The organism is Serratia sp. MYb239, assembly GCF_002966855.1.
Classification (GTDB): domain Bacteria; phylum Pseudomonadota; class Gammaproteobacteria; order Enterobacterales; family Enterobacteriaceae; genus Serratia_B; species Serratia_B rhizosphaerae.
Genome location: NZ_CP023268.1, coordinates 2,830,491 through 2,855,777 on the forward strand (window position 1 = coordinate 2,830,491; position 25,287 = coordinate 2,855,777).

The 25,287-nt window shown below is 54.6% G+C and carries 34 protein-coding genes and 1 riboswitch; of the genes, 14 read left to right on the forward strand and 20 right to left on the reverse strand.

Features of this window, described 5'->3' with window-relative positions:
* The first annotated feature begins 504 nt into the window (after window positions 1–504).
* The 5 genes from manX to mntP all read left to right on the forward strand — a co-directional run bounded on the left by manX (window position 505) and on the right by mntP (window position 4,680).
* On the forward strand, window positions 505–1,470 hold the full coding sequence (gene manX / locus CLM71_RS13655; protein ID WP_105231491.1) for a PTS mannose transporter subunit IIAB: 966 nt from the start codon (window positions 505–507) through the stop codon (window positions 1,468–1,470).
* Between the two features lie 54 nt (window positions 1,471–1,524).
* A complete protein-coding gene (locus CLM71_RS13660; RefSeq protein ID WP_105231492.1) occupies window positions 1,525–2,325 on the forward strand; it encodes a PTS mannose/fructose/sorbose transporter subunit IIC in 801 nt (266 codons plus the stop codon).
* A gap of 15 nt (window positions 2,326–2,340) precedes the next feature.
* Entirely contained in the window at window positions 2,341–3,183 is an 843-nt protein-coding gene (locus CLM71_RS13665; protein WP_105231493.1) for a PTS mannose transporter subunit IID, read from the forward strand.
* A 56-nt stretch (window positions 3,184–3,239) separates the two neighbouring features.
* Window positions 3,240–3,710, forward strand: a complete 471-nt coding sequence (locus CLM71_RS13670; RefSeq protein ID WP_105231494.1) for a DUF986 family protein — start codon at window positions 3,240–3,242, stop codon at window positions 3,708–3,710.
* Window positions 3,711–3,915: 205 nt separating this feature from the next.
* Window positions 3,916–4,098: riboswitch (yybP-ykoY riboswitch) on the forward strand.
* A 12-nt stretch (window positions 4,099–4,110) separates the two neighbouring features.
* On the forward strand, window positions 4,111–4,680 hold the full coding sequence (gene mntP, locus CLM71_RS13675) for a manganese efflux pump MntP (RefSeq protein ID WP_105231495.1): 570 nt from the start codon (window positions 4,111–4,113) through the stop codon (window positions 4,678–4,680).
* Window positions 4,681–4,743: 63 nt separating this feature from the next.
* Here mntP and rlmA read toward each other — a convergent pair whose 3' ends face one another.
* Entirely contained in the window at window positions 4,744–5,562 is an 819-nt protein-coding gene (rlmA, locus tag CLM71_RS13680; RefSeq protein ID WP_105231496.1) for a 23S rRNA (guanine(745)-N(1))-methyltransferase, read from the reverse strand.
* 159 nt (window positions 5,563–5,721) lie between these two features.
* Here rlmA and pgeF point away from each other — a divergent pair, with 159 nt between their 5' ends.
* The gene (gene pgeF, locus CLM71_RS13685) at window positions 5,722–6,435 is read left to right on the forward strand and encodes a peptidoglycan editing factor PgeF (protein ID WP_105231497.1); all 714 of its coding nucleotides are present in this window, start codon (window positions 5,722–5,724) and stop codon (window positions 6,433–6,435) included.
* A 56-nt stretch (window positions 6,436–6,491) separates the two neighbouring features.
* Here pgeF and cspE read toward each other — a convergent pair whose 3' ends face one another.
* The 3 genes from cspE to CLM71_RS13700 form a co-directional block, all read right to left on the reverse strand.
* Complete coding sequence (gene cspE, locus CLM71_RS13690) at window positions 6,492–6,701, reverse strand: transcription antiterminator/RNA stability regulator CspE (RefSeq protein WP_002221949.1); 210 nt, start codon at window positions 6,699–6,701, stop codon at window positions 6,492–6,494.
* Window positions 6,702–6,742: 41 nt separating this feature from the next.
* Window positions 6,743–6,862 (reverse strand): DUF2627 domain-containing protein, encoded by a 120-nt coding sequence (locus tag CLM71_RS13695; RefSeq protein ID WP_071823832.1) that lies wholly within the window; start codon window positions 6,860–6,862, stop codon window positions 6,743–6,745.
* 293 nt (window positions 6,863–7,155) lie between these two features.
* On the reverse strand, window positions 7,156–7,362 hold the full coding sequence (locus tag CLM71_RS13700; protein WP_105231498.1) for a hypothetical protein: 207 nt from the start codon (window positions 7,360–7,362) through the stop codon (window positions 7,156–7,158).
* Window positions 7,363–7,646: 284 nt separating this feature from the next.
* On the opposite strand from CLM71_RS13700, the gene CLM71_RS23985 reads away from it, so the two are divergent.
* Entirely contained in the window at window positions 7,647–8,234 is a 588-nt protein-coding gene (locus CLM71_RS23985) for a hypothetical protein (RefSeq protein ID WP_158684816.1), read from the forward strand.
* The gene (locus tag CLM71_RS13705; protein WP_105231499.1) at window positions 8,235–8,723 is read left to right on the forward strand and encodes a lysozyme inhibitor LprI family protein; all 489 of its coding nucleotides are present in this window, start codon (window positions 8,235–8,237) and stop codon (window positions 8,721–8,723) included.
* Window positions 8,724–8,778: 55 nt separating this feature from the next.
* Here CLM71_RS13705 and CLM71_RS13710 read toward each other — a convergent pair whose 3' ends face one another.
* Window positions 8,779–9,261 (reverse strand): type VI secretion system tube protein Hcp, encoded by a 483-nt coding sequence (locus tag CLM71_RS13710; protein WP_105231500.1) that lies wholly within the window; start codon window positions 9,259–9,261, stop codon window positions 8,779–8,781.
* Between the two features lie 259 nt (window positions 9,262–9,520).
* Window positions 9,521–10,531 carry an MBL fold metallo-hydrolase gene (locus CLM71_RS13715; RefSeq protein ID WP_105231501.1) on the reverse strand — a complete coding sequence of 337 codons (1,011 nt, stop codon included), beginning with the start codon at window positions 10,529–10,531 and terminating at the stop codon, window positions 9,521–9,523.
* Between the two features lie 188 nt (window positions 10,532–10,719).
* On the opposite strand from CLM71_RS13715, the gene CLM71_RS13720 reads away from it, so the two are divergent.
* A complete protein-coding gene (locus tag CLM71_RS13720) occupies window positions 10,720–11,016 on the forward strand; it encodes a hypothetical protein (RefSeq protein ID WP_105231502.1) in 297 nt (98 codons plus the stop codon).
* A gap of 37 nt (window positions 11,017–11,053) precedes the next feature.
* Here CLM71_RS13720 and CLM71_RS13725 read toward each other — a convergent pair whose 3' ends face one another.
* From CLM71_RS13725 to CLM71_RS13735, 3 genes are all read right to left on the reverse strand, one after another.
* On the reverse strand, window positions 11,054–12,442 hold the full coding sequence (locus CLM71_RS13725) for an amino acid permease (protein WP_105231503.1): 1,389 nt from the start codon (window positions 12,440–12,442) through the stop codon (window positions 11,054–11,056).
* Window positions 12,443–12,616: 174 nt separating this feature from the next.
* A complete protein-coding gene (locus CLM71_RS13730) occupies window positions 12,617–12,853 on the reverse strand; it encodes a DUF4060 family protein (protein ID WP_105231504.1) in 237 nt (78 codons plus the stop codon).
* 60 nt (window positions 12,854–12,913) lie between these two features.
* Complete coding sequence (locus CLM71_RS13735) at window positions 12,914–13,228, reverse strand: phage protein NinX family protein (RefSeq protein WP_105231505.1); 315 nt, start codon at window positions 13,226–13,228, stop codon at window positions 12,914–12,916.
* 164 nt (window positions 13,229–13,392) lie between these two features.
* Here CLM71_RS13735 and fos point away from each other — a divergent pair, with 164 nt between their 5' ends.
* The gene (gene fos / locus CLM71_RS13740; protein WP_105231506.1) at window positions 13,393–13,818 is read left to right on the forward strand and encodes a fosfomycin resistance glutathione transferase; all 426 of its coding nucleotides are present in this window, start codon (window positions 13,393–13,395) and stop codon (window positions 13,816–13,818) included.
* A 58-nt stretch (window positions 13,819–13,876) separates the two neighbouring features.
* On the opposite strand, the gene CLM71_RS13745 is transcribed toward fos, so the two are convergent.
* Window positions 13,877–14,149 carry a YebO family protein gene (locus tag CLM71_RS13745; protein ID WP_105231507.1) on the reverse strand — a complete coding sequence of 91 codons (273 nt, stop codon included), beginning with the start codon at window positions 14,147–14,149 and terminating at the stop codon, window positions 13,877–13,879.
* Window positions 14,150–14,240: 91 nt separating this feature from the next.
* Window positions 14,241–14,399: a PhoP/PhoQ regulator MgrB gene (locus tag CLM71_RS13750; RefSeq protein WP_071889299.1), complete on the reverse strand. Its 159-nt coding sequence runs from the start codon at window positions 14,397–14,399 to the stop codon at window positions 14,241–14,243.
* Window positions 14,400–14,560: 161 nt separating this feature from the next.
* Between CLM71_RS13750 and CLM71_RS13755 the strand changes: the two genes are divergently transcribed.
* Window positions 14,561–14,794 (forward strand): YobH family protein, encoded by a 234-nt coding sequence (locus CLM71_RS13755; RefSeq protein ID WP_105231508.1) that lies wholly within the window; start codon window positions 14,561–14,563, stop codon window positions 14,792–14,794.
* 39 nt (window positions 14,795–14,833) lie between these two features.
* On the opposite strand, the gene CLM71_RS13760 is transcribed toward CLM71_RS13755, so the two are convergent.
* Window positions 14,834–15,073, reverse strand: a complete 240-nt coding sequence (locus tag CLM71_RS13760; RefSeq protein ID WP_015672738.1) for a DUF2766 family protein — start codon at window positions 15,071–15,073, stop codon at window positions 14,834–14,836.
* 177 nt (window positions 15,074–15,250) lie between these two features.
* Here CLM71_RS13760 and CLM71_RS13765 point away from each other — a divergent pair, with 177 nt between their 5' ends.
* Both CLM71_RS13765 and CLM71_RS13770 read left to right on the forward strand, forming a co-directional pair.
* Window positions 15,251–15,463: a YccJ family protein gene (locus CLM71_RS13765; RefSeq protein ID WP_061323113.1), complete on the forward strand. Its 213-nt coding sequence runs from the start codon at window positions 15,251–15,253 to the stop codon at window positions 15,461–15,463.
* 441 nt (window positions 15,464–15,904) lie between these two features.
* A complete protein-coding gene (locus tag CLM71_RS13770) occupies window positions 15,905–16,291 on the forward strand; it encodes a helix-turn-helix domain-containing protein (RefSeq protein WP_105231509.1) in 387 nt (128 codons plus the stop codon).
* 821 nt (window positions 16,292–17,112) lie between these two features.
* Here CLM71_RS13770 and CLM71_RS24150 read toward each other — a convergent pair.
* The 3 genes from CLM71_RS24150 to lysM form a co-directional block, all read right to left on the reverse strand.
* Entirely contained in the window at window positions 17,113–17,277 is a 165-nt protein-coding gene (locus CLM71_RS24150; RefSeq protein ID WP_172606273.1) for a hypothetical protein, read from the reverse strand.
* A gap of 24 nt (window positions 17,278–17,301) precedes the next feature.
* On the reverse strand, window positions 17,302–17,517 hold the full coding sequence (locus CLM71_RS23990; protein WP_145961117.1) for a hypothetical protein: 216 nt from the start codon (window positions 17,515–17,517) through the stop codon (window positions 17,302–17,304).
* Between the two features lie 190 nt (window positions 17,518–17,707).
* Window positions 17,708–18,154, reverse strand: coding sequence for a peptidoglycan-binding protein LysM (gene lysM, locus CLM71_RS13775; protein ID WP_105231510.1), 447 nt, complete (start codon window positions 18,152–18,154; stop codon window positions 17,708–17,710).
* A gap of 258 nt (window positions 18,155–18,412) precedes the next feature.
* Here lysM and CLM71_RS13780 point away from each other — a divergent pair, with 258 nt between their 5' ends.
* A complete protein-coding gene (locus CLM71_RS13780; RefSeq protein WP_105231511.1) occupies window positions 18,413–18,604 on the forward strand; it encodes a YebW family protein in 192 nt (63 codons plus the stop codon).
* Between the two features lie 70 nt (window positions 18,605–18,674).
* On the opposite strand, the gene CLM71_RS13785 is transcribed toward CLM71_RS13780, so the two are convergent.
* From CLM71_RS13785 to astA, 5 genes are all read right to left on the reverse strand, one after another.
* A complete protein-coding gene (locus CLM71_RS13785) occupies window positions 18,675–19,754 on the reverse strand; it encodes a porin (protein ID WP_105231512.1) in 1,080 nt (359 codons plus the stop codon).
* A gap of 618 nt (window positions 19,755–20,372) precedes the next feature.
* Entirely contained in the window at window positions 20,373–21,356 is a 984-nt protein-coding gene (astE, locus tag CLM71_RS13790; RefSeq protein WP_105231513.1) for a succinylglutamate desuccinylase, read from the reverse strand.
* A gap of 34 nt (window positions 21,357–21,390) precedes the next feature.
* A complete protein-coding gene (gene astB, locus CLM71_RS13795; RefSeq protein ID WP_105231514.1) occupies window positions 21,391–22,731 on the reverse strand; it encodes an N-succinylarginine dihydrolase in 1,341 nt (446 codons plus the stop codon).
* Between the two features lie 42 nt (window positions 22,732–22,773).
* Window positions 22,774–24,246 (reverse strand): succinylglutamate-semialdehyde dehydrogenase, encoded by a 1,473-nt coding sequence (astD, locus tag CLM71_RS13800; protein WP_105231515.1) that lies wholly within the window; start codon window positions 24,244–24,246, stop codon window positions 22,774–22,776.
* Window positions 24,246–25,280, reverse strand: a complete 1,035-nt coding sequence (astA, locus tag CLM71_RS13805; protein ID WP_105233402.1) for an arginine N-succinyltransferase — start codon at window positions 25,278–25,280, stop codon at window positions 24,246–24,248. Before astA ends, astD begins: the two co-directional genes overlap by 1 nt.
* Window positions 25,281–25,287 lie beyond the last annotated feature (7 nt).

Consider the following 25,287-nt stretch of genomic DNA (forward strand, 5'->3'; position numbering starts at 1 on the left):
GGCGATGAATCGCATGTCGGACGCAGTGCGGCGGAAATAGCAAAAGTTCGGGGTGGTAGTACCGGGATATGGCCGGGCGGCCGTGATTGCTTGTGTGATGCCAGCAGGTGGCGGGTATAACCTTGGAAAACAGCGACTTCGGTGACAGTCCATAGGGTGGGCTGAGGCCCTTCACTCCTAATAATGAAAGAAGCGGATACTCTATCAGGAAAAATTTTACTGTCCAAGCCAATTTTAAATCGCCGCATTGATCTGCCAACAAGCTGAAAAAACATGCGATTTCTCTTAGTTAATAGCGGAGCAGCGTCACACTATTTATTTTTTCGCCCACTAAAATAAATGACGAAAGCAGCGGTCTATCCGGCCGGCCGGCTAACGCTGTACGACCAGGGCCGACTCTGCCTTGCCGAATTTCACCCATAATGGATCTGAACCGTGAAACTGACCGTCAGGAAGACGGCAAAAACAACGATCTGTACCTGAGGTTTAACGAGGAGGTAGCGAGTGGCAATAGCTATTATCATCGGCACACACGGGAGCGCCGCAGAGCAGTTGCTGAAAACGGCGGAAATGCTATTGGGCGAACAAGACAACGTCGCCTTTATCGATTTCGTTCCCGGAGAGAATGCCGAAACTTTAATTGAAAAATACCAGGAAAAAATCAGCGGCCTTGATACCAGCGGCGGCGTGCTGTTTCTGGTGGATACCTGGGGCGGCAGTCCGTTCAACGCTGCCAGCCGGGTCGCCGTCGACCAGCAGAATTATGAGGTGGTCACCGGCGTTAACATTCCCATGCTGGTAGAAACCTTTATGGCACGCGATGACGATCCGGGCTTTGATGAGTTGGTGGCCATCGCGGTGGAAACCGGCCGCGAAGGCGTGAAAGCGCTAAAAAAACCGCCGGAGGAAAGCCCCGCGCCTGCCTCCCCTTCGCCCGCACCGGCCAAGGCCGCGCCTGCCGTCGCCCTCGGCCCCAACGACCATATGAAAATCGGCCTGGCGCGCATTGACGATCGCCTGATCCACGGCCAGGTCGCCACCCGCTGGACCAAGGAAACCAATGTGTCGCGCATTATCGTGGTCAGCGATGAAGTCGCCGCCGACAACGTGCGCAAAACCCTGCTCACCCAGGTTGCGCCGCCGGGCGTCACCGCCCACGTGGTCGATGTGGCAAAAATGATCCGCGTGTGGAACAACCCGAAATACGCCAATGACCGCGTGATGCTGCTGTTTACCAACCCGACCGACGTCTGGCGTCTGGTGGAAGACGGCGTTGACATAAAGTCGGTCAATATCGGCGGTATGGCGTTCCGTCAGGGAAAAACCCAGGTGAACAACGCCGTGTCGGTGGATGAGAAAGATATTGAGGCGTTTAAAAAACTCAATGAACGCGGCATTGAACTGGAAGTCCGTAAGGTCTCGTCCGATACGCGTTTAAAAATGATGGACCTGATCAACAAACTTAATTAATGGCGACAGCCGTCATTATTCTACTCAGCGCTCTTGGTCAATAGGAGAAGTGCAATGGAGATAACCACGCTTCAGGTTGTACTGATATTTATCGTTGCCTGTATTGCCGGCATGGGTTCCGTGCTGGATGAATTCCAGTTTCACCGCCCCCTGGTCGCCTGTACGCTGATCGGCGTTATCCTCGGCGATATGAAAACCGGCATCATTATCGGCGGTACGCTGGAAATGATCGCCCTCGGCTGGATGAACATCGGCGCCGCGGTTGCGCCCGATGCCGCACTGGCCTCCATTATTTCCACCATTCTGGTTATCGCCGGCGGACAAAGCGTCGGCGCCGGTATCGCGCTGGCCATTCCGCTGGCCGCGGCGGGCCAGGTCTTAACCATCATCGTGCGTACGCTAACCGTCGCCTTCCAGCACGCGGCGGACAGTGCGGCCGAGCGCGGCAGCCTGCGCGCCATCAGTTGGCTGCACGTCTCCGCCCTGCTGCTGCAGGCGATGCGTATCGCCATTCCGGCCGTGATCGTTGCGGTATCCGTCGGCACCGCCGGGGTGCACGCGCTGCTGAACTCCATCCCGGAAGTGGTGACCACCGGCCTGAATATCGCCGGCGGCATGATCGTCGTGGTCGGTTACGCCATGGTGATCAATATGATGCGTGCCGGCTATCTGATGCCGTTCTTCTACGCCGGTTTTGTCACCGCCGCCTTTACCGATTTCAACCTGGTGGCGCTGGGGGTCATCGGCGTGGTGATGGCCGTGCTGTATATCCAGCTCAGCCCTAAATATAACAAGCCGCAGGTGGTTCAGGGCGGTCCCGCCCAATCGAACGACCTTGATAATGAACTGGACTAGGAATAGGTGAGAGAAATGGTTGATACCACTGCAGCTCAAAAGAAACTGACGCCGGCCGACGTTCGCGGCGTATTTATCCGCTCTAACCTGTTTCAGGGATCGTGGAACTTCGAACGTATGCAGGCGCTGGGCTTCTGTTTCTCCATGGTGCCGGCAATCCGCCGCCTGTACCCGGAAAACAACGACCAGCGCAAGCAGGCGATCAAACGCCACCTGGAATTTTTCAACACCCACCCTTACGTCGCTGCGCCAATCCTCGGGGTAACGCTGGCGATGGAAGAACAGCGTGCCAACGGTGCCCCCATCGATGACGCCGCCATCAACGGCATCAAGGTCGGGCTGATGGGGCCGCTGGCCGGCGTCGGCGACCCGATTTTCTGGGGCACCATGCGGCCGGTGTTCGCCGCGCTGGGCGCCGGTATCGCCCTGACCGGCAGCCTGCTGGGGCCGATACTGTTCTTCGTGCTGTTTAACCTGGTGCGTATACTGGTGCGTTACTACGGCGTGGCCTACGGCTACCGTAAAGGCGCCGATATCGTTAACGATATGGGCGGCGGCTTCCTGCAGAAACTGACGGAGGGAGCGTCGATTCTCGGCCTGTTTGTCATGGGAGCGCTGGTCAATAAGTGGACTACAGTTAACATTCCGCTGGTGGTGTCGAAAATCACCGATCAGACCGGACATACCACCGTTACCACGGTACAGACAATTCTTGACCAGCTGATGCCGGGCCTGATCCCGCTGCTGCTGACCTTCGGCTGTATGTGGCTGTTGCGTAAAAAGGTCAATGCGTTGTGGATTATCCTGGGGTTCTTCGTCATCGGCATCTTCGGCTACTGGATTGGCCTGCTGGGCTAGTTAACCACCGTCACGCCGGGGGCTTGCCCCCGGCTTTTTCAGTTAGGGAGTGTAAGATGTCGCTGACGGATATCGCCATCGTGCTGTTTATTGTCTTGCTGTTGCTGTACGCCATTTATGACCAAATCATCCAGGAGCGGCTCAAAGGCCCTACGCTGCTTAAAGTAAAACTCAAACGTCGCCACCGCATCGACAGCCTGATTTTTGTCGCGCTGCTGGCAATTTTACTGTACCGCAATCTGGTCAATCAGGGAGCGCCGCTGACCAACTGGTTATTAATCTCTTTGGCGCTGGTCGCCATATATCTTGCTTATATTCGCTGGCCGACATTATTATTTAAAACGCAGGGTTTCTTTTATGCCAATGCCTTTATTGCCTATTCCCGCATCAAGGCAATGAATTTAACCGAAGATGGCATTCTGGTGATTGCGCTGGAACAGCGGCGCTTATTGATTCAGGTCACCCAGTTAGACGACCTGCAAAAGATTTATGATTTTTTCATTGAAAATCAAAACATTAAAACGTAGCCGTTCACTTCCTATCGAATCCGGCGTCAAAAACGGTTAATTTATCCACGACGACGCCGATCCCTCTGCTTATTATTTCCACAATAACATCATCACTATCTGCTTTATTTTTCTCCTGCAATCATTTAATGAAAACAATTATCAATTTCATTAAATACCCCCAAGAATTAAACGTTGTCTTTGGCAAAAATAATATGATAAGGTTGCGTCCGTCATTGGGGAGTAGCCGGTTTCTGATTACGCACAATCAGAAACGCCCGTATCAACATACTCGTTTTGTCGTTTGAAACGTGGTGCGGGCAGCCAGAGTCAGGTTGGCGAGACCATAGGCACGTAACTCCGTCGTTTGGTTGGGGGTGGGTTGCGTGTATATGGAGCCGCCCGGCCGAGACTATTTCACATGAATCTATCCGCTACCCTGATCCTCGCTTTCGGCATGTCTATGGATGCGTTTGCTGCGTCTATCGGCAAAGGCGCCAGTCTGCATCAACCCCGTTTTCGCGAAGCACTCCGTACCGGCCTTATCTTCGGCGTCATTGAAGCAATTACCCCGCTGATCGGCTGGTCGCTGGGCCTGCTTGCCAGCCAATACATTATGGAGTGGGATCACTGGGTCGCCTTCGGCCTGCTGCTTATTCTCGGCGTGCGCATGATCGTCGGGGGGATACGCAACCGCCCGGACGAGGTTGAAAAGGTCAAACGCCACGGATTCTGGCTGCTGGTCGCCACCGCAATCGCCACCAGCCTCGACGCCATGGCAATCGGCGTCGGTCTGGCCTTCTTACAGGTGAATATCGTGCATACCGCCATGGCCATCGGCTGCGCCACCATGATAATGGCCACGCTGGGTATGATGATCGGCCGCTTTATCGGCCCGCTGCTGGGCAAACGCGCCGAAATCCTCGGCGGGCTGGTGCTGATCGGCATCGGGGTGAATATTCTGCTGGACCATCTGGGCTACCTGTCCTGACGGTCACATCAGGCATCGTTAAGGGCTGAACGCTGTTCAGCCCTTTTTTTCGCCCGGCCTATGCTACGCCTCACGGCGGTACAGGCTGATAGCAAAGTCCGTCTCACAATCAAAGACGTCGCTGGCCGCCAGCCGCTGCTGCACCTCCGGCGAGGCGCGCCAGGCAAATGGCGTCATCTGCAGCAAATTCGCCGCCTGCTCGCCCGGCAGCGCCATCGTATACGCCAGCCGTTCGCTGTGTTCACGTTGAAAACCGCTCAGCGTCTCATCATGCTCGTCATGTAGCTGAACCTGTTGATAAACCTGCTCTTTCAGCTGATATAAATGGCGCGGCGCCGGTGACACCGTCACAACCACCCCGCCCGGACGCACCACGCGCGCCAGCTCGGCCGCCTTACAAGGCGCATAGATGCGCAATACCGCGTCCAATGATGCATCGGCAAACGGCAGGCGATGGCTGGAGGCGACGCAGAACGCCACCTCAGGGTAACGCTTGGCGGCATAGCGAATGGCCACCTTGGCCACATCCAGCCCATAAACGGCCATCTGGCGCTGCTCTCGCAGCCGTTCAGACACCGCGGCGGTGTAATAGCCCTCTCCGCAGCCGATATCCAGCAGCGTCTGCGCATCGGCGCCCAGCGCATTATCCAGCAGCTCAGCCACTCGCTGACGTAGCGGCTGGTAAAATGCGCCCTCCAGAAAGGCGCGCCGCGCCTGCATCATCTCCGCACTGTCGCCAGGCTGCTTCGAGCGCTTGTGCTGTACCGGCAGCAGATTGACGTAGCCTTCCTTTGCACAATCGAACTGATGGTTATTTTCACAACGCCACTGTTGCTGGGTGAGCAGCAGCGGCAACTGGCACAACGGGCAAAGATAGGACATGGGTTTGGCTTCCAGAGAGATACGGCGCGGCTAGTCTAAATAAGCCCGGGTATTGATGCAAGGCGCGCCAGCGCGCGGTATACAGCCGACGCTAGCCAAAGCGGGAAAAAGCTCGCTACACTGGGTGCCTGTCTTTCAAATACGGATTGTTATCAGACCATGACCGATTATTCCGCACTGCTCAGCGCCATCCCGGCCATTCAGCACGGCTTTGGCAACAAAAGCGCGCTGCTGCCCGAATCGCTGCTGCCCTACCGCGATACGCTGCCCGAGAAAAAGCAGGTGCACGGCACACGTATCGTCGATGTGCTGCAGCCAGGGCAGCTCTGCGGCGAGGCAGACGGATTTTACACCACGCAGCCGGGCATTTTGCTCAGCGTGCTGACCGCAGACTGCCTGCCGGTGATATTCAGCCGCCGCGACGGTGCGGCGATCGGCGCTGTACACGCCGGCTGGCGCGGCCTGCTGGACGGTATTCTGGAACAGATGGCGCAGCGCATCGCGCACGATGACGATCCCGCCAACTGGGTGGCCGCCATCGGACCGGCTGCCGGCCCCTGCTGCTATGAAGTCAATGAAGAGCTGGTAGCGCAGTTTCAGCAGCGTCTGCCGCAGCCGCCCGCGCTGATCAGCCCGCGCTTTCGTCACCTGGATCTGGCCGCCATCGCCCACGATAAGCTGACGGCGCTGGGTTTTTCCGCCGTCGATCACACCGGCAGTTGCACCATCTGTACGCTCAACGATGAGCCACAACAGCCGCAGCGCTTTAAATACACCAGTTTTCGCCGCAACAGCCAACGTCGGGCGCAGGATCCGCAACATCCCGATATCAAAGGGCGTAATCAGTACGCCGCCATCATTATCAATCCCTGAATGACAGATACGAAAAAGCCCGCACGCTGGCGGGCTTTTTTTACAGCTGACGCTGATTAGATAGCAGTAACGTTTACTGCTGATGGACCTTTCTGGCCATCCTGGATTTCGAACTCAACGTTCTGGCCTTCAGCCAGGGTTTTGAAGCCGTTACCCTGGATTGCAGAGAAGTGTACGAACACGTCTTTGCTGCCGTCAGCCGGGGTGATGAAACCGAAACCTTTAGACTCGTTGAACCACTTAACTTGACCTTTGATCTTTGCCATCTTGAGTATTTCCTTTGGATTGTTTAAACCGCCCGTAGGCGTTACATAGACAAACTAGAGTCGTTACTGCTTGAGGCACTAAGATAAGGATCGGCAGAGAAGCGGTATTCAACGTTAACGTCTTTACTCAGAACTTCTTTACTGATAGAAATGCCACACATATACAGAACTGTACCTCGTTTTACCCAATTGCGTTATCACATACTCTGTATGCAATGGCAAGCCATTTTTAATCACTGATGGACGCGTCGCACATAATTGAAACGGTCAGCCGCGGCAACGGGCTGAACACGCTAAAATATGTTGAAGCTTTTCCTCTTTTCTGCTCTGCATCACGCATGCTCTGTACTCCCCGCCCCATCGGGAATTTAACAAAACTTTCGCTGCATATGCGTCGCTGAGCAAACGCTACAGGGCACGTTTTCTGACTTTAAGATTAAAGTTTTTTGAATATTTATGAATAATCTTCGCCGAACAATATTCTCCGCATTTGCTCCTGAGCGTTCCCGGTAACAACATGCAGGTTAACGCCGCCTGCGGCGATGAGGAACAGCGGTGTTAGTGTTAAGGCGTGCATGCGGATGCCCACCCGGCTCATTCGATATGGCCACAGCATCAACAGCGAATCGGCCTCTGCCGCCGTAAGCGATAAATGTGTCACGTTACAGGTTGCTTTGAATATCCATCTTGCTGCCTTATGACGTCATCACAAACCGTTAGGAATTCGCCCGTGTTTTCTCTCTTTTTTCTAATTTGTTTCCGTAGAAACCCGTCCGTTATTTCCCTCCCCCGAAAAAACTGATTATTACAACGAGTATTTGAGCGCCGTATCACACTCAATGCGGACAATTCCCCTTTCTCTTTGCAGAACGATTATTCAAAATCGGTGGTGCGTTTATTTTCTATACATCGACCAGGTCATTTTCTACGGATGGAGATTGAGTTATGTCAGAGCCAACGGTGGCGAGAGGAAAGTTTACTTATGATAACGAGGGTAATGATTCAGGAAAATGGAATTCACGACATTTACATTGGCCAGAAAAATACTCTGGCGTCACTATCGGCCGCGGCTACGACTTAAAACACCGCCAAAGGGAACAGGTCATTCGCGATCTTACCTGCGCAGGCATCAGCCAGGAGAAAGCCGAACTGATTGCCGGTGGCGTCAAACTGACGCGCGACGCAGCGCGAAATTTTGTACGTACTCATCGCGATCAAATCGGAGAGATCACCACAAGTCAGCAGATTCTGTTATTTAACCGAGTTTATGCTGAATATGAACGAGTGGCAAAACGTGTATATAAACGTCACGCAGCATCAGAAAATGGTTATATCCTTTGGGAGGACTTATCATCTGAAACCAGAGAGATTATTACAGATATGGTGTATCACGGCGTCGCCAACATAAAAACATATAGATCAGCAGCGAGAGATAACAAAGAGGAACTGATTAACCACATTCGGGATAATATTAATGGAGACCTTTCAAGACACAACGCCAGAATCAATTACCTGAGGAACAGTAAACAGTAAATGAACAATAAAAAAATATATCAATATTCGGCGCAAGCCATCCTGCTGCTACTCTCTGGTGTATGTTCTTCTTTTGCCGATGAAAGGAAACTCGCGGTTGTGCCAAATGTTGCCCAGCAGATAATTATTATACAACAAGAGAAATTATGCATCACTGAAGACTCCCGTGGCTCTAGCTCGCGTGCGATGGCCGAATGCGCCGATCTTTTGCTGTCAGACTCTCAACAGCAGCTGGATAACCGAATGGCCGAAGTCAAAGACTACCTGGCTTATTACGACCGCAGCACCAAGGGCTATGAAGACAACGGAAAAGAGTACCTGGCAGCGTTCAATAAATATTTGGCAACGTGGCGTGAGTATGTCAGCGCCAAATGCGGTTTTCTGTATTTTGAATTCAAGGATCCTGGTAAATATATAGAAACGCATACCTGCCAGGCAGCAGAAAACTACCAGCTGGAAACCTCACTGCGTCGCTTTGGCTCAAGTTAAGTTATCGGCATATCGCGCCTGCGTCAGGTGTCCTGCGCAGGCGCGTACTGACGTTTTAACAGCCCTGATTCTCTTTGATGTTCCAGCCAGCGGAGACTTCCGCGCCTTTTCCGCCTTTATCTGTTTGCTCCCAGTATTTATGCAAAACCTTAGCCGCCTGGAATTTATAGATAACAGGAATGATCGATTGCCTCAGATCGCCTTCATAGCGGGCCTCCGTGACTAAAACATCTTCCAGCGTCAAACGTAAATACTCAATGTTCTCGCCGCCGGCTTTATGGATAGCGAGTTCAACTTTGCTGATATGTTTACCGCTGGCGGCATACTGAAACAGCGTCGGCGTCGCCCTGTCGACATTGGTATAAATAACCAGATCGTCATAATGAACCTTACCCGCCCCGCCGCCGTTGCCGACGTGCATATTACCGGGTTGCGTGGCACCCAGGTCAAAGCCGGAAACATCAATCCATCCCTTATGCCCTGAATCTTGAGACTCACCGGAAACGCCATCCACCTTTAAAAACGCATTTGATGCCATTGCTCTCACCCATCCTTTTGGTTTGATTGAGGGCCAATCATAAATGAGGCATCCCCCTATCTAAAGAGAGGTTTCTGAATGGAATTCCGGCCTATGTTAAATATATTCTCGCCTCGCTTACGCGTCCGAATAACGGGTTATTCACAGCATGCCGCCGGCAATAACGGCTTCCCAGCGAGAGCACAAACAACGCATTAATCATTCCGGCGACAGTTCGCCTGCGGTGAAGGTAACAAGCACAATGACAGTCGCCATACCGTCAGGGCAATGCGATCTGCGCGCCGATTTTAATCGGCCGGAAGCCGTCCGGTTCAACGCCGGCAGCCTGCAGCGCTTGCCTAAGCTGCTCAGGCGGTTCATCCAGTGACTCATCCGCCAGTTCAAAAACGCCCCAATGCATCGGAATGGCGCGCGGCGCACCCAATTGTTGATACAACGTCACCGATTGCTGGGGATCCATATGCTGCTCTTGCATAAACCAGCGCGGCGCATAGGCGCCAATCGGCAGCGCCGCCAGATTAAACGGCCCCAGTCGCTGGCCTATCTCCGCCAGGCGTTCGGAATAACCGCTGTCGCCGGAAAAATAAAAGCGCAGCGCCGGGTGGTGAATCACCCAGCCGCACCACAATGACCGGTTGCGGTCCCAGAGAGATCGCATGCTCCAGTGCCGAGCCGGCACGGCGTGCAGCGCCGTCTCCCCCAGCGTCAGGCTGCCCCACCAGTCAAGCTCCTCAACCCGGGCAAAGCGATAACGGCGGAACCAGCGCTTCAGCCCCAGCGGCACCACCACGGTCGCCTGCGGGAAGCGCCGCGCCAGTTGCCGGATAGTGCGCCGGTCAAGGTGGTCATAATGGTTGTGAGAGATGAGCAGCACGTCCAGCGCCGGCAGTTGCGCCACCGACAGCGGCGCCGGCGTTTTGCGCTTCGGGCCGTAGAAACTCAGCGGCGACGCCCGCTCCGACAACGCCGGATCGATCAGGATATAACGCCCTGACAGCCGCAGCAGCAACGCCGCATGCCCCAGCCACCAGACGCCGTCATGTTCGCCGCCGAGATCCGCCGGTTGCCACCACTGCTCAACAAAACGCCGGTAGCCGGCCTGCGGCGGCGACGGCAAACCGAGCCGCTTACGCTCGTCCTGCCAGCGGCGTAAATCCCCTTCGCGCCGCAGCGACGGTTCCGGGTTGCGAAACCCTTGCGGCGTATGATGCGCCTTACCGGCGTCATAGTAGCGGTTAACCGCCCCTTTCTTGTTTGCTGCTCGCTTCACGGCTGACTCCTGCTGTTAATCTCCGCCACGTTAAGACGCCCCGGCAAAATAGCATACGGTGAGGCTGACCTTTTCGCCAATCGCGTTGTCTGAGTCACTGTAAGTTTTGCAGGGCCGACAAGAGCCTGTTAAGTATCTCTTAAGAACTTTATGTTTTACTGTTCGGGACAATCAGAAAAGGAGAAGTTATGGGTCGTTCATCATCACGCCAATCACGCAGCCGTCTGGGGCGCCTTCGCAGCGCGATGCGGGCGCAGGCGCAGTATTGGAAAATGTATGCCGCCATGAAACTGCGCCGCCTGCGCGTTCCGACGCCGCTGGTGCTGCTGGCCGGCGCCGTCATGAGCTTTTTTGTTCTGGGGCTGATGATGGCCAGCGTCGTGGCGATCGATATCATCACCACGCTGTTCCTGCTGTGTAGAAAAGTGTTCGGTGCGGGCCGTCATCCGCAGGGCAAACGCACTATGCCCGCCGGCAGCCGCTAAATCGTTCGGGAGGCGCCTGCTGCGCCTCCCTTAAAGCTTATGGCATGCGGCGCGTGCCGTTTTTCTTGACGGTCGCGGCGCGGCGGCGCGTGAGCGTAAAGCCTAACCACAACACCCCTATCCAGACCGGCATCAGCAGTACGGAAATACGAATGCTGTCAGTACAGTACATGATCAGCAAAATCATCGCCAGAAACGCCAGGCACAGATAGTTACCGAACGGATACCACAAAGCCTTGAAGTGCGGGATCACTCCCTGACGATTTTTTGCCGCACGGAATTTCAGGTGCGCCAGACAGATCATCACCCAGTTAATCACCAGCGTGGACACCACCAGCGCCATCAGTAATTCAAAGGCCTTGCCCGGCATAACGTAGTTAATCAGCACGCCGATCGAGGTCACCAGCGCCGACAGGCCAATCGACAGAATCGGCACGCCGCGCTTATTAACGCGCGTCAGCGCCTTTGGCGCATTCCCCTGCGTCGCCAGCCCGAACAGCATGCGGCTATTGGCGTATACTCCGCTGTTATACACCGATAGCGCCGCCGTCAGCACCACGACATTCAGCAACGTCGCCACCAGGTTGCTATCCAGCGCGTGGAAAATCATCACGAACGGGCTACCGCCCTCCACCACTTTCGCCCACGGATACAGCGACAGCAGCACGGTCAGCGAACCGATATAAAAAATCAAAATACGGTACACCACCTGATTGGTGGCCTTGGGAATACTGCGACGCGGATCGGCGGCTTCGGCCGCGGTAATCCCCACCATCTCCAGGCCGCCGAAGGAGAACATGATCACCGCCATCGCCATCACCAGCCCTTCCACCCCGTGCGGGAAGAAGCCGCCCTGCTGCCACAGGTTGTCGATGCCGGCTTCCGGGCCGCCGGTACCGCTGGCCAGCAGGTAGGCGCCAAAGAAAATCATCCCCATGATGGCGGAAACCTTAATAATGGCGAACCAAAACTCCGTTTCACCATAAATGCGCACGTTCACCAGGTTAATAAGATTGATCAGCACAAAGAACACCGCGGCAGATGCCCAGGTAGGGATCTCCGGCCACCAGTATTGAATATAGATGCCGACGGCGGTCAGTTCCGCCATACCCACCAGGATAAACATCGCCCAGTAGTTCCAACCGGAAAGGAAGCCGGCAAACTCGCCCCAGTATTTATAGGCAAAATGACTGAACGAGCCGGCAACCGGCTCCTCCACCACCATTTCACCCAGTTGGCGCATAATCAGAAAAGCGATAAAACCACCGATGGCGTACCCAAGCAGCACCGACGGGCCGGCCATTTTAATGGTCTGCGCAATGCCGAGAAATAAGCCGGTTCCGATGGCGCCCCCAAGGGCAATAAGTTGTATGTGTCTGTTTTTTAAACCGCGTTTTAACGGAGTATCCTGATGCTGACCGCCCATCTTATCCTCATATGGCTAGAAACCCTGCCGCAACTGCACAACGTTTCGCCAATCAATTATTGTATCTGCGGGCGGCTTTTTAACACTTAACCCCGAGTGCATCAAGGATTAGCGCCGGAAGCGTGCTGTCTCCGGCGCTGTTTTTCACCCGGGGAAGGATGGCAAACAGCCTGTTCAGCCCACCAGGCTGCACAGTTTCGTCAGCGTGCGCGCGCCGATCATCAGCGTTGCGACATAGGATTGACGACGCGTGACCACTTCAACCGCCACGCGATCGTTCTGATATTTGATAAGGTAGGTAGAGGGCCAGCCCTGACGACGCTGGCCGAAGCTTTCGGCATGACGGTCAATCGCCGCGTGGGCAACCACCAGATGGGCCAGGTTAGTATCACCTTTAATAATGCGTTTCATAAACAGCCTCCGCCACAGACAGTTCCGTTGTCAGATTATGGAAAACATTAACATTGTGTTTTAGTAAGACGCGTCGTCCGGCTGCTGGCTCAGCAGAAAGCAGATCATCGCGGCGCGCAGCGGGCTACTGCTGTCCGCCTGCCATTCTCCGTGAGCGGTGGAGATACGCGCCTGCCACTGCGATTGGTCGCAGTGTTCGGCGGGATTCAGACTGATTTTGTTGGCGCAGATAATCGGCCAGGCATCGGAGGGGTTCTTGCAGTAGTCTTTACCTTTGACGCCGCCGTAAGGGTACCATTTATCCGGATTTTCTCCGGTAAGCCTTGCAATACTGCGGTTTACCTCGGCGTCACTTTCTTCGTACCATTTAATCATCAGCTTTATCCATCTTTCGTAGGGTTGGCGCTACATTACGATGGCAATGCGACAGTTTTATGACATACAGGATTTACATTATCTGTATTAATGGATTTCGCCCGATACTGGCCGTCAACGGCGATTTACGCCGTATTTATTACTGAATCTCTGGAGAAAATGGCATGATCGCCGGACTGAACCACCTGACGCTCGCGGTACGCGATATTGAACGCAGTTTTCACTTTTATGTACGCACGTTGGGGTTAAAACCCCTGGCACGCTGGCGACAGGGGGCATATCTGGCCGCTGGCGACCTTTGGCTATGCCTGTCGCTGGACGACGCAGCGTCACCCTCGCCCGATTACACACATTATGCTTTCAGCGTCCCGCAGGCGGATTTTGCTACCAGCGTCGCGCGTTTGCGTCAGGCCGGCATTCGCGAATGGAAAAGTAACCGTAGCGAAGGCGAATCGCTCTATTTTCTCGATCCTGACGGCCACCGGCTGGAACTGCACGCAGGCGACCTCGCCAGCCGTCTGGCGGCCTGCCGGCGGCAACCCTATCAGGAGATGACTTTTTTTGAGGATGGTGAGAAGGCTGATGGTTAAAACTGAAACTGAGATAACCGACCGTGTCCTGCCGCCTTCTCACCAGAGATGAAGCGCCTTAGCGCTCGGGGATGACATCTTTGAATTCCATCGCCGGCCCGAAATCGTCATCGACAGCAGACACCGATTCACCGCGCGACTGGCGCGCTATCTGCTTCAGCAGCGCCGTTTGCTGCTGTTGCTGCTCGGCGATTTCCTGCAATAGACGAACCTGTTCGTTGGCCCGCACGCTGGCGCGGTTTACCAAAAACCACACCCACAATCCCAGCAACAGCGCGACCAGCGCAATCCCCAAAGAGAGCAGCGACGGAGAAAACCCTGCATCAGACATATACAACCCTACCTACAGCTAAATATCAGTCGCTATCTTACCACTCCCTCGCTGAACAAAAACATCCTTGTACGCACTGTTATAGCAGGATTTACCAAGGAATAATCCGAGTTATCGAACAGATCCCTAACGCAAAGTTTCCACCTTGATCACAATAGCTATCGAGGGCAAGCAGATTAAAGAACAGGCATGCCAGCACGGTCGCAACGATCAGCAGAATTTTGTTTCGCAACAAACTTAGCAGCCTCATTGTTACTCAGTTGACTTCCTGCAGTCTATCACAGGAAAGTTAAACGAAGTTTAACTCGCCGTTTAGATTTCCCCTTGCCGGTATGAATTTAAGAATGTTACGGTTGCGTCCCGCCCTCCGGCGTGGCTATATCACAGCAGCCTATTTAACAAGGAGTAGGAATGAGTAAGTTAATCAAACTGGTGGTCGTGGTGGCCGTGCTGTACGGTGCGCTGCTGTTTTCCGGCTATGGGGTACTGATCGGCAGTCAACAAAACGTCGCCGGGCTGGGATTACAGTGCAAATATCTCACCGCGCGTAATGTGGTAACCGCACAATATTTACACGGCGACAACGGGGTTATCGGCATTTCCGACTGCCCGCTGTTCAAGAAAATAGAAACGGTGGTGGACTAAGCGCACCACCGACCGGCCGCCTGTCCTGGGCGGCCTGGCTTAATCCTGCTTGAACTTCAGCTCAATCAAGGCAACGGCTTTTTCAATCGCCCGCTTGGTCACCGGATCGGCGCCCGCCGGATGCGTTGAAAAATCAATGCTCTTCAGCTGGCCGGCCATTTTGTCACGCACCTCGGTCGGCGCAATCACATCAATGACATCCAGAATCTGCTTAATCACCAGCTGGCAGGCGACCAGATCGGAGGCGATTTCCTGATCGTGAGTTAACGCATTGGACATAATCATTTCCTCTTTAAACAAACGCCGCACAGAATATCATGCTGATTGCGGCTTTGCCGCACCAAAGCCGCTTCAGCCTGAATTTTCAGTAAAACGGCGCATTCGGCATCAAAATCTGCGGCGTATTTGACCTATACTGGTAAGCATCATCAGCCAACATCACACAGGAGATGAGTTATGGCGAACCACAACGTGAAATCTTGGGCTACGTTGCGTGAAACTTCGGTTGAGATTGCCGAAGCGATTTTCGAACTGGCAGGGAATGATGAGGCGCTGGCGCAAAAGATCTGGGAGGAAGGCAGCGATAAAGCACTGGAAATGGCCTTCGCCAAAACCGACGCCGACCAGCTGTACTGGGGTGAAGAAACGGTCGAACGTAAAAACGTCTGACGGCCAAAGAACAAAAAGCCCGGGTGTCGCATACCCAGGCTTTTTCATGGAGTATCAGCGCCCTTTCCCGAGCGCGGCCAAAAAGAGCGTCACCGTTTCTCACCTCCCACGCCTTCCGCTTTCTTCACTCTCGCCGCCGGCGCCGCTAGAAATACGGCTACGCCAACAATGACAACCAGAGTAATAATCATGGTCGCTAACATAGAATCACCCCATCAACGCTGCGTTGTACGGTGGACTTTCTGCTGTTTGGTGCATATGCGGCCGGGCTACCTGATATCAGCGCAGCGGGGCTAGGGTTCAGATTAGCGGTATTCGTTATCGACTGACAAGCATTAGCGGTCGGATTATGTGACGCAGGTTGGCCACTGCGCGGCGTTTTTTGTCGGCGGCGGCAAGTTGTGTATACTCCCAGTATGTCGATCCCACACAGATGCACTGATGATACAAGAACATCACCTCTCGTTGGTCTGCGCCCTGAGTCAATGGGTTGAAACCCACCTTGGCCGTGTGATTCACCTTGAAGAGCTGGCGGAATACTCGGGCTACTCCCTGTGGCATATGCAAAAACTGTTTAAGGAAGCGACCGGCATCTCACTCGGCAAATATATCCGCGAACGGCGCTTGGCGGGAGCGGTTTATCAGCTGCGCAGCAGCAACGCCTCGATTTTCGACATCGCACTGGATTTTGGCTTCGGCTCGCAGTCCCACTTTACCTACATGTTCCGTAAGCGTTTCAATATTACACCCTATGATTTTCGCCAAGATCTCAGTGTCGATCTGCATATTGACCCACCGTTGCACGTTATCCATCAAAAAATGGCCTGAGCCTCGCCGGAAACAAAACGGCTGCCGGGTGGATTAATCAGATCGACATCCGACCAGTTGGTTATATAAAAATCTTTATAAATAATTTATAAATATAAAAAACCCGCCGCAGCGGGTTTTTTTATATTGTCTGCTGGTTTAATAAAACGCAGCTACTACCATAGCTGCAAGTGAGATCCAAAACACCGCCGTTGCAACAACAACATGGGATAATCTTGCACGATAGAGTATTTGGCTCATACTACCTCTCTTACTTCTTTCTGAAGGGCTGATAACCCGGGTCTTTCTAGGAAAGATCCTAGTCGTTTATGCCAGAGAATAACTTGCTTCAGATCACTATTTAGCTTAACAAGACTATTTATTAACAAACATGATTCATTGATCACAATAAATCAATAAAAAAGGCGAAAAAAGAATAAGAGATGTAAATGATATTCATTGCTGTAATCACAATGGCTGAATGGAGCCAGTCGGCAACGATTTTAATCGGCGTTCATATATATTAGGTTATATAAAAATAACTGATATCAATAAGCCAGCGGGGGCGGCAGGATGTGGCCATAAGCGCCGCAAGCGGATAACGCGGGAGCTTCACGCCGGACATGCCACCCATGCTCAATGAACGTCCCGTCACATTAAAGCGCCCGTAGCAAGACCGCCAATTACCGCATTTATAATAAGGTTAAAGCCGTTTCGATAATAATGGGTGCCACCGACGCAGTTCCCCAGCCAATAACCACACTCCGAGTGCGTCAATAATACGCTGCTCGTTCAGCCAGGCGGTAATGGGATGTTACGTTCAGCAGGCCGGCAGATTATAGCTATGGGTTTTTGATATAACAGCCTTTCACATCCAATTTATCATCGATGTGTTTTAGATCGGAAAAGTAGGTCATGCCAAACAGAACGGATACCACCAGCAAAGCGGAAACCAGCAGCCCGATAATGGCAATCAGTTTAGTTTCGTTATGGAGTTCATGCTCCATTTTCTCTCCCGTTGTTAAAAAGAATCACATCAGCCATAACGTGGCCGCCAAAGTGAAAAAAATCAACGTGCCCGATGCAACAAGCAACACCAAAACGGCAAATTGTGCGTCACCCAAGGTGTCGCGGTATGTTTTATCTTGCGGGGTGTTACGCCGTTGTCTCACGAGTTCTGTCTTCAGCATTTTATTGTTTTTTTGAAGCGATACCCGCCGCGCACTGGCGCAGGCCGTCGTTTGCACATCCGCTTCAAACCCCGAATCCCGCAGACGCTACCAACTTTCCCCCCGACGGTCAACAATCCCCGCCAGACCGGCCTGATACCAGCACGCAATATTCACATGTTTTATAAAAACAAAACTTTAATAAGACAAACTAATTAAAAATAACATAAAAAAAGCCCGATCGACGATCGAGCTTATCAATGCGTAATTACTGCGGAATACGCAGCACCTGTCCCGGATAAATTTTGTCCGGGCTGGACAGCATCGGCTTATTGGCTTCAAAAATCTTGTTGTACTGGTTGGCATCGCCGTAGACCTCTTTCGAGATCGCACTCAGCGTATCGCCTTTTTTCACGGTATAGAACGTGCTTTCACCCGCTGATTGAGCAACGGTGATGTGATCTTCCACGCCGCTGATGCCGGCCACGTTACCCACGGCAACCAGAATCTTCTCTTTCAGTTCCTGCGAAATACCGTCACCGCTGACCACCGCCTTACCATCAACCACCTGTACATCTACCTTGTCGGTATCCGGCAGGCCGCTCTTGTTAAGGTGCTCTTTCAGTTTAGCGCTCTGATCGGCCGCGTCTGCATTACCGGTCACTGTGTCCCACAGTTTTTCGCCTGCTTCTTTAACGAAGTTAAACAATCCCATATTCACTCCTGAGTTGAGGAAGAGATACCCCACCGTTGCCGCAGCAAGGCGGTAAGCACCACGTTCATTGCAATAAGACCCGTTAAGCTTAGCATCGCCGGGTGAATTTTCAATAAAACCCAATGGATTAGGCGGTTAGAGTAATCTGAAATTGGCCCTACCGATGATTAAATCATCACTAGGGTTAATGATTAAGCAGAAAAACCGTGCCACAATAGTGACAGCCTCGCGAATAATGGCAGAGGAGGAATCTGAACGATGTACGCTCTGGTGATGTTTGTCTGCTATCTGGACGGCGGTTGCACCGATATCATGGTGGATATTCTGCGTGACGAACAGCAGTGTCTGGTGGCAATGAAAGAACAGAACCTGCGCCACGCCGGCTGCTATCCGGTGGAGGACTTTATTGACGGCTTCTGGCTGCCCGCCAATGAGTATGCCACGTTTTGACAGCATGCCGGGACTGCGCCAATACGCAGTCCCGCTGTTTATCTTTGCCTGACGAGCCGGAAACGCGGCGTCAGAAGTGATAGGTCAGGCTGACCGCCACGATATCATCGTTGCTGAGCTTCAGCTTGTTATCATCGCTCAGCTGGTTAATCTGATAATCCACATAGGCGTACATGTTTTTGTTGAAGTAGTAGGTCGCGCCAACATCAAAATATTTCACCAGATCGGCATCCCCTATTCCTTCTATATCCTTGCCTTTCGACTGCACATAGGCCAGTGACGGACGCAGGCCGTTCTCAAACTGGTACTGCGCCACCAGCTCAATGTTCTGTGTCTTGTTGGCAAAGCCCTGCTCACCGTTGACGCTGATTGGCGTCATATTACGAGTTTCAGCATACATCGCCGCCAGATACACCTGGTTGGCGTCATATTTTACCGCCGTCGTCCAGGCGCTGGCCTTGTCGCCCTCACCGATTTTCGCGCGTTTCTGATCGCCGGTACGGTTGGAATCCGAGTAGGCCGCCGCAAAGCCGATGCCGCTGCCGCCGATATCCTGATAGTCCAGCGACAGGCCGTAGCCGTCGCCGTTTTGCCGCCGCAGCTCGCGGCTTTCATTTTTGCCCTGATACTGCAGCGCAATGTTCAGTCCCTCGACCAGGCCAAAGAAATCGCGGTTGCGGTAAGTCGCCAGGCCGGTGGAGCGGGCGGTCATAAAGTTGTCGGTATAGCTGTAGGAATCACCGCCGAACTCCGGCAGCATATCGGTGTAGGATTCCGCGTCGTAAACCACGCCGTAGTTGCGGCCATAGTCAAAAGAGCCGTATTGGCCGAAGCGCAAACCGGCAAAACCCAGACGGGTTTTAGTGCCGTTGCTGGCGTCGCTGCCCTCCGAGTTGTTTGCCTGGACATTGTATTCCCACTGGCCATACCCCGTCAGCCGATCGTTAATTTGCGTTTCACCTTTGAAACCGAAACGCACATAGGTCTTATCGCCGCCGCTTTCATCGTTATGAATAAAGTAGTGCTTGGCGTTGACCCGGCCGTAGAGATCCAGCTTATTCCCGTCTTTATTATAGATTTCTGCCGCATTGGCTAATGAGGACATTGCGCCCAGCGCAAGCGCCGCGCTTAATACACTGCGTTTCATCATTATTTTCCTGTTTATTTAGCTAAACCCTGCCCCTCACGCCCAATTTATACTTTGGGCTGTGATTGCTATCATTTAATATCTTATAAACGCCCCTAATAAGGGGCCATGTGACATTAGCATCATGAATCCTCACTGCAAATAAAAATTTGCGCAAAACAACGTGGATAAAGCATGATTTAATGTAACGTTATGTTAATGAAAGATTTTATTTAACGATATGATTTATAAATACTTTTGCACAATAAGTTATAACCAAAATGGTGCGACGCACCTTTTTGGTGCATAAAAATGAGAGGTGGCGCAATTTATCGGCAAACGCTATCGCAATGAAATTATTAGTGCGTTAATAAAAAGCGTTATTTAATTCACATTTCTTGCTTTGCTAATTCAGCGCGGTTCTTTAGCCAAAACTCGCATAATAGGAACCCTGCCGACAACAGACGGAACAAAACAAATCCTGATGGACTATTTTAAGATTAATAAACTCCGGGATGATGGCATACATCACCATCACCAAGTAATATCGGCCTGTTGTTATAAATTTTGTCTATGACAAAAAATCATAAGGCCCGGAACCGGGCCTTATTAATAAGAGAAACTATGCATCCGCACCGGCGGCTAAAATAGCGTACTGCGTTCAACCTCCGTCAGCAGCATACCGGCCCGTAACCCCAGCGCAACCTGCGGATTGGGGAACAAAATCCATTCCTTGGCATGTTGCACCCGATAGGCCTCACCGCTCTGCTCGCTGATCAGCCGGCCCTGCTCCAGCTCGGTAAAGTTGGCTGTATCATCGTTCAGGTGCAGCACAAAGTCCTGCTGGCGCTTAATCAGCGACTGCTCTACGTGGAAAACGCGGATCGCCGGCCCCTGACGCGGCGACGGCGCTTCGCCGCTGACCAGCCCCTGCAACGCACGGTTGATGGCGGCAAACTGCGCCAGATCGTTCTGTCCGAACGGACGCGCCTTGCCTAACTCCAGCGTACAGCTGGCCGCCGCCAGGTGCTCGCTGGTAAAGTGGCTGAAGGTGCCGCCCGGCGCCCGGTGAACCACCAGCGCGTCCAGTTCTGCCGCATCCAGCCGGGCAAGCAGCTGCGGGTGATAACTACGCGTCTGGAACGGTAAAATGCCAAAGCGCGGCAGGCGTGATTCGCGGATGGCGGTATGCAGATCGTAATGGAAGCGCTCTGCCGTTTCATGCTGAAAAAAGTTCGTCGCCAGCTGCTCCAGCTGCTGCGCGCGCGCCGTTTCGCCGCTGGCCGGAAAATCACGGTAGCGGCCGCCAAACATGCGGTTCATATCGGCATGCAGATAGCGCCGGTCGGCGCGCATTGCCGCCGGGTTGCCCAGCACCACCAACAAACGCACCGTCAATGTCCGCACGCTGCGTAAAACATCGCTGACCAGTTGGTTAAGCAGCTCAATCGGCGCGGTTTCATTGCCATGAATACCGGCGGAAAGCAGCACCGCCTGTTGGTAGCCCTGTTGCGGACAGATCTCCAGCAGCCCTTCCCCTAACCAGCGCCAGCGCAGCGTCGCCGTCTCCCCCTGCTGCGCCGCAGGCACTTCACCCGCCAAGGTCATGGCCAATAGATCAAACATGCATCCTCCGTCGGTTTAAATATATTTATCTGGCTCACTGCTGGAACGGATAAATCGATCCTAATCCCATGATGGAAGTCAGCGCATCCAACGCCTCCCGCCCTTCGCGCAGCAGCTGCGGATCGGCCAGGTCGGCGGCCGTCAGGCGGTCGCGGTAATAGCGATCGACCCAGTCATTCAGCGTGGCGAACAGTTGATCGCTCATCATCACCCGCGGATTAACGGCGCGCAGCTCTTCCTCGTTCAACGCCACCCGCAGCCGCAGACAGGCCGGGCCGCCGCCGTTGCGCATGCTCTCGCGCAGCGCAAACACCTGGATCTGGTCGATCGGCCCTGCGCCGGCCACCATATCATTCAGATAGCTCCACACGCCGGCGTGCTCACGTGACTCTTCCGGCACCACAATCATCATTTTGCCGTCGGGCTTGGTCAGCAGCTGGCTGTTGAACAGGTAGGTTTCCACCGCGTCTGCGACGGAAACCCGCGCCGTCGGCACCTCAATCGCCATCAGTTCGCTGTCGACAGCGGCCATTTTGCGGCGCAGCTCGTCCAGCGCCTGTCGCTGATGCAAAAACGCCTGCTGGTGATGGAACAACACCTGCTGATTACTGACCGCAATCACATCGTTATGGAACACGCCCTGATCGATGACCGCCGGGTTCTGTTGAATAAAGACCGTATGCTGCTCATCCAACTGGTGCAGACGGGCAATCGCCTCGCTGGCCTCACGCGTCTGACGCGCCGGGTAGCGTGTCGGCTCACATTCGCCGCCAAACTCCTGCCGGCCATAGACAAACACCTGCACCCCGCGCCGGTGGTAGTCGCTCCCCAGGCGGTTATGATTAGCCGCGCCCTCATCGCCGAACAGCGCCACCTGCGGCAGCGGATCGTGATGAACAAAATGGCGCGCGTCGCTGAATATCGCCCGCAGCGCGGCGGACGTGGTGTCCGCCTCAATCGCGCGGTGAAACTTATTATTCAGGTTGGCAGGGGTGAAATGTACTTTGCCATCGGCGCTGTCGGCCGACGGTGATACGGTGGCCGCATTGGCGGTCCACATCGACGAGGCTGAACCTACCGCCGACAGCAGGCGCGGTGAAGTGCGCTGCGCCTGCGCCAGCACCGCTTCATCGCTGCCGCTGAACCCCAAACGCCGCAGCGTCGGTAAATGCGGACGCTCCTGCGGCGGCAGCACGCCCTGCTGAAAACCGAGATCGGCCAGCGCCTTCATTTTCAGCAGCCCCTGTTTGGCCGCCAGTTTGGGATTGGAAACGCTGTTCTGATGCTGCGTAGATGCCTCATTACCAAACGACAGTCCGGCATAATGGTGACTCAGCCCCACCAATCCGTCGAAATTGACCTCATATCCCGCCATACGGCTCTCCCAGGGCCGGCAATCAGCCGGCCCCTTTCGCGATTAATTAAAGGACACGCCAGGGGACAAACTGGCCGGCATCTGCAAGGTTTCGCTTTCCAACGACGCCATCGGCCAGGCGCAATAGTCCGCCGCGTAGTAAGCGCTGGGGCGATGGTTGCCCGACGCGCCAACCCCGCCGAACGGCGCGGCGCTGGATGCGCCGGTCAACGGTTTATTCCAGTTGACGATACCGGCGCGCGCTTCCAGCAGCAGTTGCTCAAACTGGGCGCGCTGCGGCGAGATCAGTCCCACCGACAGGCCGTAACGCGTCTGATTGGCGATGCGTAGCGCCTGGTCGAAGTCGTCATAGCGAATAATGGTGGTCAGCGGCCCGAAGTACTCCTCGTCCGGCAGAGCCGGCACCTCGCTGACATCGATGATTCCCGGGCTGAGCAGCGCGCTGCCGCTTTCCAGCCGCTGCATGGTCAGCAGCGCCTTGCCGCCGAGCGACAGCAGGTGGTGCTGCGCCGCCAGCATTTTCTCTGCCGCCGGCGAAGAGATCACCCCGCCCATAAACGGCTGCGGTTCGGCGTCCCAGCGGCCGACGCGCAGCGCGGCCGCTACCTGCACCAGACGCTCGATAAAAGCATCGCCCTGCGCGCCGCGTTTCACCAGAATACGCCGTGCGCAGGTGCAACGCTGTCCGGCGGAGATGAACGCCGACTGGATAGCCAGATTAACCGCGGCATCGCAATCGTCGATCTCTTCCACGATCAGCGCGTTATTGCCGCCCATTTCCAGCGCCAGAATTTTCTCCGGCTGCCCCGCCAGCTGACGATGCAGCTGGTAACCGGTGCCTGCGCTGCCGGTAAACAACAGGCCGTCAATCTGCGGGTTGGCCGCCAGCGCTTCGCCGGTTTCCCGCCCGCCCTGCACCAGGTTGATCACCCCGTCCGGCAGCCCGGCCTGCAGCCACAGCTTCAGCGTCACCTCCGCCGTTAACGGCGTCAGCTCGCTGGGCTTGAACACCACGCTGTTACCCGCCAGCAGCGCCGGAACAATATGGCCGTTAGGCAGGTGCCCCGGGAAGTTGTAAGGACCGAACACCGCCAACACTCCGTGCGGACGGTGACGCAGCGTCGCCGCGCCGTCAGCCATTTCGCTGCGGCTTTCGCCGGTGCGGGCCTGGTAAGCCTGCAAGGAAATGCCCACCTTGCCGATCATCGCCTGTACTTCGGTCAGCGTTTCCCAGCGTGGTTTTCCGGTTTCACGGCTGATGGTTTCCGCCAGCTGCGCCTTATGTTCTTCCAGCAGCGCAGCGAAGCGCTTCACCAGCCGCTCGCGTTCGGCAAACGGCGTGCGCGCCCAGGCAGGAAACGCGCTGCGCGCCGCTTCGCAGGCGGCATCCACGTCGCCGGCATCGGCGCCGTTGGCCTGCCACAACGGTTGATTATCAACCGGGTCGGTTTTACTGAACGCCGCGCCGTGTCCCGGGCGCCAGACGCCATTAATTAACTGTGCCGCATGTGACATTAAACTTTCTCCTGTGTAAAAAGGGCCACCACGCGCACCGGGCTGCCCTGCTCCACGCCGAGCGCCGCAGCGGTGGCGGCGTTCATGTGCAGACGGTCGTCATACAGATCGGCCGCGACCAGCAGCGCGCGATAGTGTTGATAGTTTTCGTTGGCCACCAGCAGCAGCGGCGCATCGGCGCGCATCGGCTTCTCATCTAGCACCACTTTTACCAGCCGGCTGTGTTTCACCGCGCGGATATCGTCGATTTCCGCTTCCAGCGTCGGGCCGCCGTCGAAGATATCGACATAACCCTGATAGCGCAGGCCTTCGGCCTCCAGTAAACGGCGCGCCGGCACGGTGTGCGGATGCACTTCGCCAATCACCTGCTGCGCATCCTGCGACAAAAAATCAACGTATAGCGGGTGCTTCGGCATCAGCTCGGCGATAAACGCTTTCTGGCCGGTGCCGCTCAGATAGTCCGCCTCGGCGAACTCAATCGAAAAGAAGTGGCTGCCGACGTTTTCCCAAAACGGCGAACGGCCGTCTTCATCGGAAAAACCGCGCATTTCGGCAATCAGTTTGCGCGCGAAGCGCTCGCGGAAAGCGGCGATAAACAAGAAACGCACTTTAGACAATAATTTGCCGTTTTCACCGTGACGGTAGTCCGGATCGAGGAACAGCGTGCAGAGTTCGGAATGGCCGGTGTGGTCATTGCTGAGAAACAGCGTCGGCACCGTTTTGTAGACGCCCAGCGGCTTGGAGGCATGCACCTGTGAGCCAACCCGGAAGCTGTACCACGGCTCCGTCAGTCCCACTGCGACCTCAATGGCGCTGACGCCCACCACCTGCTGGCGCTCGCTGTCTTCCAGCACAAACAGATAGCACTGTTCACCGGGGGGAAGTTCGCCTTGCCAGGTTTTCAGCGCCCGCTCAATGCGTGCCGACAAGGTATCTTCATTTTGCGGCAAAGAGGTGAGGCCAATACCGGATTTACCGGCCAGCGTCAGCAGATCTGACAAATCACGACGCTCAATGGGGCGAATAATCATCATAATGCGA